The 13,690-nt window shown below is 69.0% G+C and carries 10 protein-coding genes; 3 read left to right on the top strand and 7 right to left on the bottom strand.

The window, feature by feature from the left end:
- Positions 1-43: 43 nt before the first annotated feature.
- Positions 44-1,810: a proteasome ATPase gene (arc, locus tag ABZ441_RS28080; RefSeq protein WP_358979189.1), complete on the bottom strand. Its 1,767-nt coding sequence runs from the start codon at positions 1,808-1,810 to the stop codon at positions 44-46.
- Between the two features lie 241 nt (positions 1,811-2,051).
- Here arc and ABZ441_RS28075 point away from each other — a divergent pair, with 241 nt between their 5' ends.
- The gene (locus ABZ441_RS28075; protein WP_205021794.1) at positions 2,052-2,363 is read left to right on the top strand and encodes a ferredoxin; all 312 of its coding nucleotides are present in this window, start codon (positions 2,052-2,054) and stop codon (positions 2,361-2,363) included.
- Between the two features lie 4 nt (positions 2,364-2,367).
- Here ABZ441_RS28075 and ABZ441_RS28070 read toward each other — a convergent pair whose 3' ends face one another.
- The 3 genes from ABZ441_RS28070 to ABZ441_RS28060 all read right to left on the bottom strand — a co-directional run bounded on the left by ABZ441_RS28070 (position 2,368) and on the right by ABZ441_RS28060 (position 5,362).
- The gene (locus tag ABZ441_RS28070; protein WP_358979248.1) at positions 2,368-2,964 is read right to left on the bottom strand and encodes a hypothetical protein; all 597 of its coding nucleotides are present in this window, start codon (positions 2,962-2,964) and stop codon (positions 2,368-2,370) included.
- Between the two features lie 196 nt (positions 2,965-3,160).
- Positions 3,161-4,069: a tRNA (adenine-N1)-methyltransferase gene (locus tag ABZ441_RS28065; RefSeq protein ID WP_358979186.1), complete on the bottom strand. Its 909-nt coding sequence runs from the start codon at positions 4,067-4,069 to the stop codon at positions 3,161-3,163.
- Positions 4,070-4,111: 42 nt separating this feature from the next.
- Positions 4,112-5,362, bottom strand: a complete 1,251-nt coding sequence (locus tag ABZ441_RS28060; protein ID WP_358979246.1) for a site-2 protease family protein — start codon at positions 5,360-5,362, stop codon at positions 4,112-4,114.
- A 169-nt stretch (positions 5,363-5,531) separates the two neighbouring features.
- On the opposite strand from ABZ441_RS28060, the gene ABZ441_RS28055 reads away from it, so the two are divergent.
- Together ABZ441_RS28055 and ABZ441_RS28050 are read left to right on the top strand one after the other, a co-directional pair.
- Entirely contained in the window at positions 5,532-6,377 is an 846-nt protein-coding gene (locus ABZ441_RS28055; RefSeq protein ID WP_358979244.1) for a PD-(D/E)XK nuclease family protein, read from the top strand.
- 9 nt (positions 6,378-6,386) lie between these two features.
- Complete coding sequence (locus tag ABZ441_RS28050) at positions 6,387-7,058, top strand: response regulator transcription factor (RefSeq protein ID WP_205021791.1); 672 nt, start codon at positions 6,387-6,389, stop codon at positions 7,056-7,058.
- A gap of 76 nt (positions 7,059-7,134) precedes the next feature.
- Here ABZ441_RS28050 and ABZ441_RS28045 read toward each other — a convergent pair whose 3' ends face one another.
- From ABZ441_RS28045 to metH, 3 genes are all read right to left on the bottom strand, one after another.
- Positions 7,135-8,727 (bottom strand): ABC transporter substrate-binding protein, encoded by a 1,593-nt coding sequence (locus tag ABZ441_RS28045; protein WP_358979242.1) that lies wholly within the window; start codon positions 8,725-8,727, stop codon positions 7,135-7,137.
- Between the two features lie 363 nt (positions 8,728-9,090).
- On the bottom strand, positions 9,091-9,789 hold the full coding sequence (locus ABZ441_RS28040; RefSeq protein WP_358979183.1) for an HAD family phosphatase: 699 nt from the start codon (positions 9,787-9,789) through the stop codon (positions 9,091-9,093).
- 140 nt (positions 9,790-9,929) lie between these two features.
- Positions 9,930-13,442: a methionine synthase gene (gene metH, locus ABZ441_RS28035; protein ID WP_358979181.1), complete on the bottom strand. Its 3,513-nt coding sequence runs from the start codon at positions 13,440-13,442 to the stop codon at positions 9,930-9,932.
- Positions 13,443-13,690 lie beyond the last annotated feature (248 nt).

The following is a 13,690-nucleotide window of genomic DNA, read 5'->3' as shown; positions in this document are numbered from 1 at the left end:
CGGCTGCGGATACCCTGCCGGGCATCCGCAGCCGGTCTGCGTTTTACAGGTACTGTCCGGTATTTGCCACCGTGTCGATGGACCGACCGGTGTCTGCGCCCTGCTTTCCGGTGACGAGTGTGCGGATGAACACGATCCGCTCGCCCTTTTTTCCGGAAATCCTGGCCCAGTCGTCCGGGTTGGTGGTGTTGGGCAGGTCCTCGTTCTCCTTGAACTCGTCCACGCACGCCTGGAGGAGGTGGGAGACGCGCAGGCCCTTCTGGCCCTGCTCGAGGAATGCCTTGATGGCCATTTTCTTTGCCCGGTCCACGATGTTCTGAATCATCGCTCCGGAGTTGAAGTCCTTGAAGTACAGGACTTCCTTGTCGCCGTTCGCGTAGGTGACCTCGAGGAAGCGGTTCTCCTCGGATTCCGTGTACATCCGCTCCACGACGGACTGGATCATCGCGTGGGCGGCGGCCTCCTTCGAGCCGGTGTGCTCGGCCAGGTCGTCCGAGTGCAGCGGCAGCGACGGCGTGAGGTACTTCGCGAAGATGTCCTTCGCGGCCTCCGCGTCCGGACGCTCGATCTTGATCTTCACGTCGAGACGCCCGGGTCGCAGGATCGCGGGGTCGATCATGTCCTCACGGTTGGAGGCACCGATGACGATGACGTTCTCCAGGCCCTCCACGCCGTCGATCTCGGCGAGCAGCTGCGGAACGATGGTGTTCTCCACGTCCGAGCTGACACCGGAACCACGGGTGCGGAAGAGGGATTCCATCTCGTCGAAGAAGACGATGACGGGTGTACCCTCGCTCGCCTTCTCCCGGGCACGCTGGAAGACGAGGCGGATGTGCCGCTCGGTCTCGCCGACGTACTTGTTGAGGAGCTCGGGACCCTTGATATTGAGGAAGTAGCTCTTCCCCGCAGGCTGCCCGGTGACCTCGGCGACCTTCTTGGCGAGCGAGTTGGCGACGGCCTTGGCGATGAGCGTCTTGCCGCATCCCGGAGGGCCGTAGAGCAGGATGCCCTTCGGCGGCCGGAGTTCGTGTTCCCTGAAGAGGTCCGGGTGGAGGTACGGGAGCTCGACCGCGTCGCGGATCAGTTCGATCTGGTCGCCCAGACCACCGATCTTGTTGTAGTCGATGTCCGGGACCTCTTCGAGGACGAGCTCCTCGACCTCGCTCTTGGGGACCACTTCGTAGACGTAGCCGGACCTGGGTTCCAGCAGCAGGGCGTCGCCGGGACGGATGGTGATGTCCAGCAGGGGCTCGGCGAGCCTCACCACCCGTTCCTCGTCGGTGTGCCCGACGACCAGGGCGCGCTCGCCGTCCTCGAGGATCTCCTTGAGGGTGACGATGTCCCCGGCCCGCTCGAATTCCATGGCCTCGACCACGTTGAGCGCTTCGTTGAGCATGACTTCCTGGCCTCGCCGGAGGCCTTCGAGCTCGACGCTGGGGCTCACGTTCACCCGGAGCTTGCGGCCCCCGGTGAAGATGTCACAGGTGTCGTCCTCGTTGGCCTGCAGGAAGACACCGAAGCCGGCCGGTGGCTGGGCCAGCCGGTCGACCTCCTCCTTGAGGGCCACGATCTGGTCGCGGGCCTCCCGGAGTGTGTTGGCGAGCCGCTCGTTCTGCGCGGACACACCTGCCAGGTTGGTCTGCAACTCGACGATCCGCTCTTCGAGAATCCTCGAATGGCGCGGAGAGTCGGCGAGCTTACGTCGCAGGACGGCGATTTCCTGCTCGAGATAGGCGACCTGGCCGGCCGGGTCTTCTGACCCGCGCGCGGGCCGGGTGCCGCGGTTGATGTCGTCGTCGTGGGCTGCCACGGTCCTCACCTCCTCCAAGGGGAGCTGGACGCTTCCTGACCCTACCTGGGTGGGTGATGATTGAAACCCCTAGATCACAAAGACCCCGGAGTCTGTCCGATCTTCACCCTTGCGCTCTCCCTCACGCCAAAGGAATACCCACCCTTCGGCACCGGAAAGCAGCCGGTTGTATCGTCGAAGTGTTCAACACCCGTCAGGGCTGGCTTCAATTGGTGCAGATACGCAGGGAACGGCAGGACACATGACCGTGCAGCAGGACGCTCCGGGCGACCGTGACACGCAGGATCTAGAGGTCTGGATCGACCAGGACCTCTGTACGGGCGACGGCATCTGCGTGCAGTACGCACCCGAGGTGTTCGAGCTGGACATCGACGGTCTCGCCTACGTGAAGAGCGACGAGGACGAGCTCCTCCAGGACAAGGGCGCCACCACCCCGGTGCCGCTGCCGCTGCTCCAGGACGTCGTGGACTCGGCCAAGGAGTGCCCGGGCGACTGCATTCATGTACGTCGCGTCTCGGACAACGTGGAAGTCTTCGGGCCGGACGCGGAGTAACGCCTCAGGCGTCCCGCGCGGTGCTGCCGGCGGGGCCGGCGGACTTGATGAACGCGTTGCCCTTCCACTCCCAGGTGGCGCTCTCCTGCTCGTCGGGGCAGCAGCGCGGCACGTCCGCGGAGGAGTAGCCGAGCAGGGTGGCCGAGATCCGGCCGTCGCGTACGCCGAATTCGGTGACGTTGAGCTTCTGAGCGGGGTCCACCAGGGTCGCCACGACCCGGGGCGCGGCCCCGCTCGGCTGTGTCAGGACGTAGATGCCGCTGGGCGGGGTGCCGGACCCGGCGGCGCAGCGGACGACGGCCACGGTCTCCGGCCCGCCGTCCCCGTCGAGGTCCCCGGCCGCACTGTCGGCCACCGTCTGTCCGGCAGCACCGCAGTCGAGGGGGAAGGTGACTCCCGCCGGGTCGGGCGCCGCCGCGGCCGGCGCGCTGCCCTGCTGCGTGGTGACGCGGTGTTCGGACGCCGAGGCGGTGGCGGTGGTCGCTTCGGGCTGGAGCAGTCCCGCCGCGGCGACGACCGCGGCCATCGCGGTCGCCGTGGCGAGCCAGTGCACCGGCTTGGCGTCGGTGTGCGCGAGGTCCGGGAGCGCGGAGGTCTGCACGCGGTATGTCTCCTGTGGTTCCTGGTGGCCTGGATAGGCGGTGCCGAACGGACGTCGGCGGGCGGGGGTGGCCAGCATCGTGCCACACCTCACACCCGAGGGGAACGGCGGGGTCGTGGCCGCCGACGGAAAGACGCCGCCGCCGGGCCCGGGTCGGTCCGGGAACTCGGCGGCGGCGCCTGCGCGTTGTGCGGGGTCAGTCGCGGCCGGCGGAGCCGCTCCGGCTGCCGGGGCCGCTGTAGTCCTCGCCGTAGGCGCCCTTGGAGGGGCGACGGCGGCGCAGCGGCGGCTCGACGCCGTCCGCGAGGCGGCGGGCGGTGACGAGGAAGCCGGTGTGGCCGATCATCCGGTGGTCGGGCCGTACGGCCAGGCCTTCGACGTGCCAGTTGCGGATCATCGACTCCCAGGGCTGCGGTTCGGCGAAGCAGCCGATCTCGCGGATGGACTCGACGGTCCGCGAGAGCTGGGTCGTGGTCGCCACGTACGCGCAGAGGATGCCGCCGGGCACCAGGGCCTTGGAGACGGCCTCGAGGCACTCCCAGGGGGCGAGCATGTCGAGGACGACGCGGTCGACGTCGGTGTCCGAGAGGTTGTCCTGGAGGTCGCCGACGGTCAGTTCCCAGGCGGGGTGCGGGGACCCGAAGTAGCGCTCGACGTTCTGCTGGGCGATCTCGGCGAAGTCCTCGCGGCGCTCGTAGGAGTGCAGCATGCCCTGCTCACCGATGGCACGCAGCAGGAAGGTGCTGAGCGCTCCGGAGCCGACGCCCGCCTCGACGACGCGAGCGCCGGGGAAGATGTCGGCGAAGGCCAGGATCTGGCCCGCGTCCTTGGGGTAGACCACGGCGGCACCGCGGGGCATGGACAGGACGTAGTCGGGGAGCAGGGGGCGCAGCGCGAGATAGGCGACGTTTCCCGTGGTACGGACAACACTGCCCTCGGGAGCACCGATCAGCTCGTCGTGCGGGAAAGAACCCTTGTGGGTGTGGAAGTTCTTTCCGGCCTCGAGCGTGAAGGTGTAGTGGCGTCCCTTGGGGTCGGTGAGCTGGACCTGGTCCCCGACTTTGAATGGGCCGCGACGGCGGGCGGCACCGGTCGGTTCGGACATGTGACCAGCCTACCGGTATTTCGGGTGCCTCTTCCCGGGGCGTCAGCCCGAGGGACGGGCCATGGCCTTGACGAAGGCCCGCTCGACGTCGGCGGTGGAGAGGACGCCGTAGATCTCGCCGGTGTCCTCGACGACCAGGTACTCCGTGGCCGGGGTGGCCTTCAGACGGTCCAGGAGGGCCTCGCCCGCGAGTTCGGCGGGGATCTTCATGCCGTCGGTGAGGTCCTGGGCGAGGCCGCTGACGGCCACCCAGGGGCGGCGGTGTTCGGGGACGCCCGCGATGGCCGCTTCCCGGACGACGCCCTTGGGGCTGCCCTGTCCGTCGACTACGACCAGGGCCCGGGCGCCGGCCTCGTTGGCGCGGCGGAGCGCCTCGGAGAGCGGGGTCGCGGACTCGACGGGCACGGCGCGTCGGGTGAGGGTGCGGGCCCGGAGGTCGGGGAGGTGTTCGCGGAGGCGGGCCACGCGCAGGCTGTTGCCGGCGCCGGTCCAGATGATGCCGGCGAGGATCGCGGCCAGGAGCGCGTCGGTGACGGTCTCCATGCCGCTGATCTCGCTGGTGGCGTTGCCGAGGGCCCCTGTGTGGGTGAGGAGGGGCAGGCCGATGAGGACGAGGACGGCCAGGCCCCGGCCGACCCACGCCGCGGCGACGGTGCCGCTCATGGGCTTGCCCGTGATCTTCCAGACGACGGCCCGGAGCATGCGTCCGCCGTCCAGGGGAAGGCCGGGCAGCAGGTTGAAGGCGGCGACGATGAGGTTGGAGATCATGAGCCCGGCGAGCAGCACACTGGGCACGGTGCCGGCTTCGACGAACTGGAGCGGGACGTAGAACACCCCGCCGAGGACGAGGGAGAGCAGGGGCCCCACGAAGGCGAGGACGAACTCGCGCCCCGGGGTCTCCGTCTCCTTCTCGATCTCGGAGACGCCGCCGAAGAACTGGAGCTGGATGCGGCGCACCGGCAGCTTGTAGCTCAGGGCGACGACGGTGTGGGCGAGCTCGTGGACGAGCACGGAGGCATAGAACGCGATCGCGAAGAAGAGCGCGACCAGGTAGCGGGCTCCGCCGAGTTCCGGCAGGACGCGGTCGAGCTGGCCGCCGAAGACCCAGGTGATCAGGGCCGCGACGACGAACCAGCTGGGGGCCACGTACACCGGCACGCCGAAGGGACGGCCCATCAGGAGGCCGCCGCCCGGTTCTGCCGGACGGCGTGGCTTTCCCTTGTCCGGTCCGGTGCCGGGGCCGGTGCCCCCTGCGCCGGGCTGGGGGCGCCCGCCGTCGCCGCTCTCGTCCACGGGGTCCCTTCGGTCGGTGGCTTCTACCACGATCATGCTGTGTGCGAGCTCTGCCTCGATGGTATGCCGCTGGGTGTCGGTGGCGGGCCGTAGGGTCTGCGACATGACGTCCGTACCGCGCCCGCCTCAGCCACCCTCGTCCCTGTCGCCGTCGCGCGCGAGCGATTTCATGCAGTGCCCCCTGCTGTACCGCTTCCGGGTCATCGACAAGCTGCCGGAGAAGCCCAGTGAGGCGGCTACCCGGGGCACGCTGGTGCATGCGGTGCTGGAGCGCCTGTTCGACGCCCCGGCGGTGGACCGGACGGCGCCGAGGGCCAAGGCGCTGATCCCCGGCCAGTGGGACCGGCTGCTGGAGTCGAAGCCCGAGCTGACCGAGCTGTTCGAGGAGGATCCGGGAGGAGAGCGCCTCGCGGGGTGGCTGGGCGAGGCGGAGCGGCTCGTCGAGCGGTGGTTCTCACTGGAGGACCCGACGCGGCTGGAACCCGCCGAGCGGGAACTGTTCGTCGAGACGGAGCTGGAATCGGGGCTGCGTCTGCGCGGGGTGATCGACCGCGTCGACGTGACCCCGGCGGGCGACGTGCGCATCGTGGACTACAAGACCGGCAAGGCTCCGCGGCCGGAGTACGCCGAGGGCGCGCTGTTCCAGATGAAGTTCTACGCCCTGGTGGTGTGGCGCCTGAAGAACGTGGTGCCCCGGCGTCTTCAGCTGGTCTATCTGGGCAGCGGTGACGTGCTGACCTACGACCCCGTCGTCGCCGACCTCGAGCGGGTGGAGCGGAAGCTGCTGGCGCTGTGGGACGCGATCCGGCTGGCCACCGGGACCGGTGAGTGGCGGCCGAGGCCGACGAAGCTGTGCGGCTGGTGCGACCACCGGGCGGTCTGTCCTGAATTCGGCGGGACTCCCCCGGTCTATCCGCTGCCCGTCCTCCCGGTCGAATCGGCCGAGGCTGTGCAGGGCAGAATGGAACCGGTCCGGCCCGAGGCCGGCCCGCCGGTGGCCCTCGAAGGCCCTTAAGGAGATCACGTGGCTATCCGCGTCCTGCTCGTCGATGATCAACCGCTGCTGCGCACCGGTTTCCGGATGATCCTGGAGGCGGAAGGTGATCTCGCGGTGGTCGGTGAGGCCGGCGACGGCCTGCAGGCGATCGATCAGGTGCGCGCACTGCAGCCCGACGTCGTGCTCATGGACATCCGGATGCCGCGGATGGACGGGGTGGAGGCGACCCGCCAGATCACCGGCCCGGGGCGGGACGGCCCGGCGAAGGTCCTGGTGCTGACGACGTTCGATCTCGACGAGTACGTGGTGGAGGCGCTGCGCGCGGGCGCCAGCGGCTTCCTGCTGAAGGACGCACCGGCCAACGAGCTGGTGCAGGCCATCCGCGTGGTGGCTTCGGGCGAGGCGATGCTGGCCCCGAGCATCACCCGCCGGCTGCTCGACAAGTACGCCGACCATCTGCCCTCGGGCGAGGAACCCGTCCCGGACGCCCTGCACACCCTCACCGAGCGCGAGGTGGAGGTGCTGAAGCTGGTGGCGCGCGGCCTGTCCAACGCGGAGATCGCCGCCGACCTGTTCGTGAGCGAGACGACGGTCAAGACGCATGTGGGCCACGTGCTGACGAAGCTGAGCCTGCGCGACCGCGTGCAGGCCGCCGTCTACGCGTACGAGAGCGGGCTGGTGCGCCCCGGCGCCCAGTGAGACGGGGGCGGACGTGAGACCGGCGTGGTCCGGGGCCGGCGGCCCCGGACCACGCCGGTTTCAGGAGGTTGCGGCGTCAGGACTTGCCGCGCCCGAGCTCCCAGAGCTGGAGGTCGGCCGAGGAGTTGACGGCGTACTCCACACCGGTGAGCCCCTCGAGTGAGGCGACGTACTGCTTGCCCTGCCAGACCGGGAGCACGGGGACGTCGTTGGCAACGATGTCCTGGAGCTTCTCGAAGGCCGGCGTCGCGGCGCTGCGGTCCGCCTCACGGCGCGACTGCGGGATGAGCGTGTCCTGCGCCATGGCCGACTCGTACGGCGAGTTGAGGAAGTTGTTCTTGTCGAGGAACGGCGCGATGTAGGTGTCCGGGTCCGCGAAGTCGGGGAACCAGCCCATACCGAAGACCGCGTACTCGCCCTTCTTCTGCGCGGGACGGAACTCGGCCCACGGAGTGCCCTTGATGTCGACCTCGAACAGCTTCGAGTCGTTGAGCTGCTTCGCCAGGGTCTCGAACTCGGCCTTGGTGGCGGGGCCGTAGTGGTCGGTCGTGTAGTGGAGCGTGAACTTCACCGGGGTGCTGACGCCGGCCTTCTCCAGTGTCTGGGCGGCGTCGGCGACGCTGGGCTCCCCGTACTTGTTGAAGAACGAGTTGGTGTGGCTGGTGATGCCGGAGGGGATCAGCGAGTAGAGCGGCTCGGCCGTGCTGCCGTACACCTTGCTCGCGATGGCCCCGCGGTCGATGATCTGCGCCATCGCCTGACGCACGCCCTTGTTCTCCACCGCCGGGTCCTCGGTGTTGAACGCGAGGTAGCTGATGGCGAGGCCGGGGATCTCGCTGAGCTTGACGCCTTCCTTCGGCTTCGCCAGCATCTCCTGCGCCTGCTCGGGCGACATGGTGCGGGTCATCATGTCGATCTTCTCGTCGTCGAGCGCCTTCCCCATCGCCTTCGCGTCGGGGAAGAGGTCCAGTTCGACCTTCTCGTTGCTGATCTTCAGGTCGCCCTTGTACTTCGGGTTCCTGGTGAAGAGCACCTTGACGATCTGGTTGTCCTTGACTTCCGGCTTCATGGTGTACGGACCGGAACCGTCGACCTGGAAGCCGTCACGGGCGCTCTTCGCCGGGTACTTGTCCTTCGGGACGATGCCGGCGGGGGGCGTGGCCAGCTTGTAGGGGAAGGTCGCGTCCGAAGTGCGCAGGTGGAAGACGACCTGGTTCTCGCCCTTGGTCTCGATCGTGTCGATGTTGTCGAGCAGGGCGGTCGGGCCGCTCTCGTCCTTGATGTCGATGACCCGCTGGATGGAGTACTTGACGTCCTCGGGAGTGACGGGAGTGCCGTCGGCGAAGGTGAGTCCGTCGCGCAGCGTGCAGCGGTAGCTCTCGTTCTCCGTGTCCGTGAAGGTGCAGCTCTGGGCTGCCTCGGGCACCGGCTCGCCGCCGCCGCGCGGTATGTGGGTCAGGGTCTGCACGGTCTGGCGCAGCACGTTCCACACGCCGGCCTCGTAGCCGATGGCCGGGTCGAGCGGGGCCGGGTTGTCCTTCGAGGCGATGAACTGGTCCGTTGTCCCGACCACGATGGCTTCGCCCCCGTCGTCCGACCCGCCACAGGCGGCGAGCACGGGCGCGAGCAGGCCCACGACGGCCGGCAGCACCAGCGTCTTGCGGTTCATCTGGACGTTCTCCCTCATTCCGGCATGTGAGAAAACCGAGATTAGTAGGCGCCGCAGGGGCACTTGACCGGTGCGGGTCAGGCCCGTATCCACTCGGTGATCACCGATGACCGGTTGTCCATGTCAGGCTCGAGAATGTTTCATACACGACTCCTCCAAAACCGGACGTATGGGGTCGCAAAACGGGCAGCCGGTTCGGATCGGAGAGCCCGCATACGTCACTTCAAGTGACGAACGTCACGCCTCGGCGGGAGAGGCCGCATTGACATGGACCTGATTCATGCGTGGGCGAAAGCGGGGAACTCACAGATTTCGCGGCGGCATCGTTGTCGCCTAGTGACGAACCGCTCGGTGCACGAGCCGTCACTCGTCCGCGATCAGGGCCCGCAGGAAGGCCAGATCCACCTGCTCCAGGGAAGGCACGACCGCTCTCCCCGGTGCGGGGGCGATCGGCGCCACGGACGGCACGGCGACGACGCGGCAGCCCGCCGCCTCGGCTGCGGCCACTCCCGTCGCTGTGTCCTCGACGACCGCGCAGCGCCAGGGGTCGGCCCCGAAGCCCGCCGCCGCCGCGAGGTAGGGCTCCGGATGGGGCTTGGTGCGGGCCACCTCGTCACCCGCCACCGTGAGCGCGAAGTGGTGACGGCCCACCGAGTCCAGCACCCGGTCGATGATGCGGCGGTGCGAGGCCGAGACGAGCGCGGTGGGCACCTCGTGCGCGGCGAGTTCGGCGAGCAGCCGGGCGGCGCCCGGCATCAGCGGCACACCGCGTCCGATGCGCTTCTCGAAGCGGTCGTTGAGCAGCACGGTGAGTTCCTCGATGGCGATGTCGGCGCCGGTGACCTCGATGAGGTAACCGGCGCTGCGTGTCATCGGCCCGCCGACGACCACGTCGCGCCACGCCTCGTCGAGACGGTGCCCGAGGTCGGCGAAGACCTCGACCTCGACGTCCCACCAGAATCCCTCGGTGTCGACCAGTGTGCCGTCCATGTCGAGAAGGACGGCTTGCAGCGCCGACCCTTCGGCCGTACGGGTCAGGGACGCGGGGACCGTACTGGTCATCCGGCACACCTCCATGAGGGACGAGAAGGCCGGCCGCCTTCCCGGTGGGAACGGCGACCGGCCTGCACTGGACCGACCAGTCTACGACTTGAACCCGTGCGGCGCGCGGAACGGTGCCTTACCGCGCGTTGAACGGTGTCCTACCGTGCGTTGAAGTACTTCGCCTCCGGGTGGTGGATGACGATCGCGTCCGTGGACTGCTCGGGGTGCAGCTGGAACTCCTCGGAGAGCTTCACCCCGATCCGCTCGGGCTCCAGGAGCGCGGCGATCTTCGCCCGGTCCTCCAGCTCGGGGCAGGCCCCGTAGCCCAGCGAGAAGCGCGCCCCGCGGTACTTCAGCGCGAACATGTCCTCGACGTCGGAGGGGTCCTCCCCGGCGAAGCCGAGCTCGCTGCGGACCCGCGCGTGCCAGTACTCGGCGAGCGCCTCGGCCAGCTGCACGGACAGCCCGTGCAGCTCCAGGTAGTCGCGGTAGGAGTTCGACTCGAAGAGCTCGGCGGTGGCTCCGCCGATCTTCGAGCCGACGGTGACGACCTGGAGTCCGATGACGTCCGTCTCCCCCGACTCCTCGGGGCGGAAGAAGTCCGCGAGGCAGAGGCGGCGACCGCGGCGCTGGCGCGGGAAGGTGAAGCGGGTGCGCTCCGAGCCGTCCTCGTGCAGCAGGATCAGGTCGTCGCCCTTGGAGACGCAGGGGAAGTAGCCGTAGACGACGGCGGCCTCCAGCAGGTTCTCGGTGTGGAGCTTGTCGAGCCAGCCGCGCAGGTGCGGGCGGCCCTCGGTCTCCACGAGCTCCTCGTACGTCGGTCCGTCGCCCGCACGGGCCTGCTTGAGGCCCCACTGGCCCTTGAAGAGGGCGCCCTCGTCCAGCCAGGAGGCGTACTCCTTGAGCTGGATGCCCTTGACCACACGGGTGCCCCAGAACGGCGGCTCGGGGACCGGGTTGGTGACGGACACGTCGGAGCGCACGCCCTCCTCCGTCTCCTCGGCCTCCGGCACGGCGACGTCCCGCTTGGGCACCCTGCGCTGCTTCAGCTCGGGGAGGACGGCGCCCGGGACGCCCCGCTTGACCGCGATGAGGGCGTCCATCAGCCGCAGCCCCTCGAACGCGTCGCGGGCGTAGCGGACCTCACCCTCGTAGATCTCGTGCAGGTCCTGCTCGACATAGGCGCGGGTGAGGGCGGCACCGCCGAGGATCACCGGGTAGTCGGCCGACAGCTTGCGCTGGTTCAGCTCCTCCAGGTTCTCCTTCATGATCACGGTGGACTTGACCAGGAGGCCGGACATGCCGATGACATCGGCCCGGTGCTCCTGTGCGGCCTCCAGGATCGCGGAGACGGGCTGCTTGATGCCCAGGTTGACGACGTTGTAGCCGTTGTTGGACAGGATGATGTCGACGAGGTTCTTGCCGATGTCGTGGACGTCGCCCCGGACGGTGGCCAGCACGATGGTGCCCTTGCCGTCGGCGTCCGACTTCTCCATGTGCGGTTCGAGGTGCGCGACCGCGGTCTTCATGACCTCGGCGGACTGCAGCACGAACGGCAGCTGCATCTGGCCGGAGCCGAAGAGCTCGCCGACTACCTTCATGCCCGCGAGCAGGGTGTCGTTGACGATCTCGAGGGCGGGGCGCGACCGCAGGGCCTCGTCGAGGTCGGCTTCCAGGCCGTTTTTCTCCCCGTCGATGATGCGGCGCTGCAGGCGCTCGTCCAGCGGCAGGGCGAGGAGTTCCTCCGCCTTGCCCGCCTTCATCGACTTCATGTTGACGCCCTCGAACAGCTCCATGAGCCGCTGCAGCGGGTCGTAGCCCTCGGCACGCCGGTCGTACACGAGGTCGAGGGCGACCTTGACCTGCTCCTCCTCCAGCCGTGCGATCGGCAGGATCTTGGAGGCGTGCACGATCGCCGAGTCGAGACCGGCCTTGACGCACTCGTCGAGGAACACGGAGTTCAGGACGACGCGGGCGGCCGGGTTGAGGCCGAAGGAGATGTTGGACAGGCCGAGCGTGGTCTGGACGTCGGGATGCCGCTTCTTGAGCTCCCGGATCGCCTCGATCGTGGCGATGCCGTCCTTGCGGGACTCCTCCTGTCCCGTACAGATGGTGAAGGTCAGGCAGTCGATGAGGATGTCCGCCTCATGGATGCCCCAGTTGCCCGTCAGGTCCTCGATGAGGCGCTCGGCGATGGCCACCTTGTGCTCGACGGTGCGGGCCTGGCCCTCCTCGTCGATCGTCAGCGCGATGAGCGCGGCGCCGTGCTCGGACGCCAGGGCGCTGACCTTGGCGAAGCGGGACTCGGGACCGTCGCCGTCCTCGTAGTTGACGGAGTTGAGGACGGCTCGTCCGCCGATCTTCTCCAGGCCGGCCCGCAGCACGGGGAGTTCGGTGGAGTCCAGGACGACGGGCAGGGTCGAGGCGGTCGCGAAGCGGCCGGCCAGCTCCTCCATGTCGGCGACTCCGTCGCGGCCCACGTAGTCGACGCAGAGGTCGAGCATGTGCGCGCCCTCGCGGATCTGGTCGCGTGCCATCTCCACGCAGTCGTCCCAGCGGGCTTCCAGCATGGCCTCGCGGAACTTCTTCGATCCGTTGGCGTTGGTGCGCTCGCCGATCGCCAGGTAGGAGGTGTCCTGGCGGAACGGGACGGTCTGGTAGAGCGAGGCGGCGCCCGGCTCGGGGCGGGGCTCGCGGACGGTGGGGGCCATCCCGCGGACCCGCTCCACGACCTGGCGCAGGTGCTCGGGGGTCGTGCCGCAGCAGCCGCCGGTCAGGGAGAGGCCGTACTCGCGTACGAAGGTCTCCTGGGCGTCCGCCAGCTCGGCCGGGGACAGCGGGTAGTGCGCGCCGTTCTTGCCGAGCACGGGCAGGCCGGCGTTCGGCATGCAGGAGATCGGGACGCGGGAGTGCCGGGCGAGGTAGCGCAGGTGCTCGCTCATCTCGGCGGGGCCGGTGGCGCAGTTCAGGCCGATCATGTCGATGCCGAGCGGCTCGAGCGCGGTCAGCGCGGCGCCGATCTCGGAGCCGAGCAGCATCGTGCCGGTCGTCTCGACGGTGACGGAGCAGATGACGGGCAGATCGGCGCCCGTGGCCTCGAGGGCGCGCCGGGCGCCGATGACGGACGCCTTGGTCTGCAGCAGGTCCTGGGTGGTCTCCACCAGGAGGGCGTCGGCGCCTCCGGCGATCATGCCCTCGGCGTTCTGCTGGTAGGCGTCGCGGAGCTTGCCGTACGGGGCGTGGCCCAGGGTCGGCAGTTTGGTGCCGGGGCCCATGGAGCCCAGCACCCAGCGCTGCTGCCCGGTGGACGCGGTGAACTCGTCCGCCACCTCGCGGGCGATGCGCGCCCCGGACTCGGAGAGCTCGTAGACCCGCTCCGGGATGTCGTACTCACCCAGGGCCGCGAGATTCGCGCCGAAGGTGTTCGTCTCGACGCAGTCCACGCCGACCGCGAAGTACTCCTCGTGCACCGAACGGACGATGTCGGGCCGGGTCACGTTCAGGATCTCGTTGCAGCCTTCGAGGTTCTCGAAGTCCTCGAGGGTGGGGTCCTGGGCCTGGAGCATGGTGCCCATGGCACCGTCGGCCACCACGACCCGGGTGGCGAGCGCCTCTCGGAGCGCTGCGGCTCGGGTCCGGCTGTCAGCTGAGGGGGTCGGCGACGAGGCCATGGATGTTCTCCCTGGGATGCGACGGCTGTCGGCTTTGCGCCCTTCTGCGGAGGAGGGCACGCGGCCAGCGTAGCCGGGAGGTGCCCGGGGCGGTCATCGCGTCCCACGGGGCGGACTGCATGCTGTGCGGGGAACGGGCCTTCTGACGGGTGACGCACGGGGTGACGCATAATTTTCGCGCCGCCGGACACAGGTCGGCATGGACCGATAGTGTTCAGCATTGTCGAACCGAGGTGGAGGAGTACGGC

Source organism: Streptomyces sp. NPDC005752, assembly GCF_040630715.1.
In the GTDB taxonomy this organism is placed as follows: Bacteria; Actinomycetota; Actinomycetes; order Streptomycetales; family Streptomycetaceae; genus Streptomyces.
Note: the sequence above shows the minus strand (reverse complement) of the source record. Positions and strands in the feature narration are given on the sequence as shown.

What these genes read in the sequence shown, in the direction of transcription:
- ABZ441_RS28075 (WP_205021794.1), top strand. Translation starts at nt 2,052, where the DNA reads ATGACCGTGCAGCAGGACGCTCCGGGCGACCGTGACACGCAGGATCTA.
- metH (WP_358979181.1), bottom strand. Translation starts at nt 13,442, where the DNA reads ATGGCCTCGTCGCCGACCCCCTCAGCTGACAGCCGGACCCGAGCCGCA.
- ABZ441_RS28055 (WP_358979244.1), top strand. Translation starts at nt 5,532, where the DNA reads ATGCAGTGCCCCCTGCTGTACCGCTTCCGGGTCATCGACAAGCTGCCG.
- ABZ441_RS28045 (WP_358979242.1), bottom strand. Translation starts at nt 8,727, where the DNA reads ATGAACCGCAAGACGCTGGTGCTGCCGGCCGTCGTGGGCCTGCTCGCG.
- ABZ441_RS28065 (WP_358979186.1), bottom strand. Translation starts at nt 4,069, where the DNA reads ATGTCCGAACCGACCGGTGCCGCCCGCCGTCGCGGCCCATTCAAAGTC.
- ABZ441_RS28040 (WP_358979183.1), bottom strand. Translation starts at nt 9,789, where the DNA reads ATGACCAGTACGGTCCCCGCGTCCCTGACCCGTACGGCCGAAGGGTCG.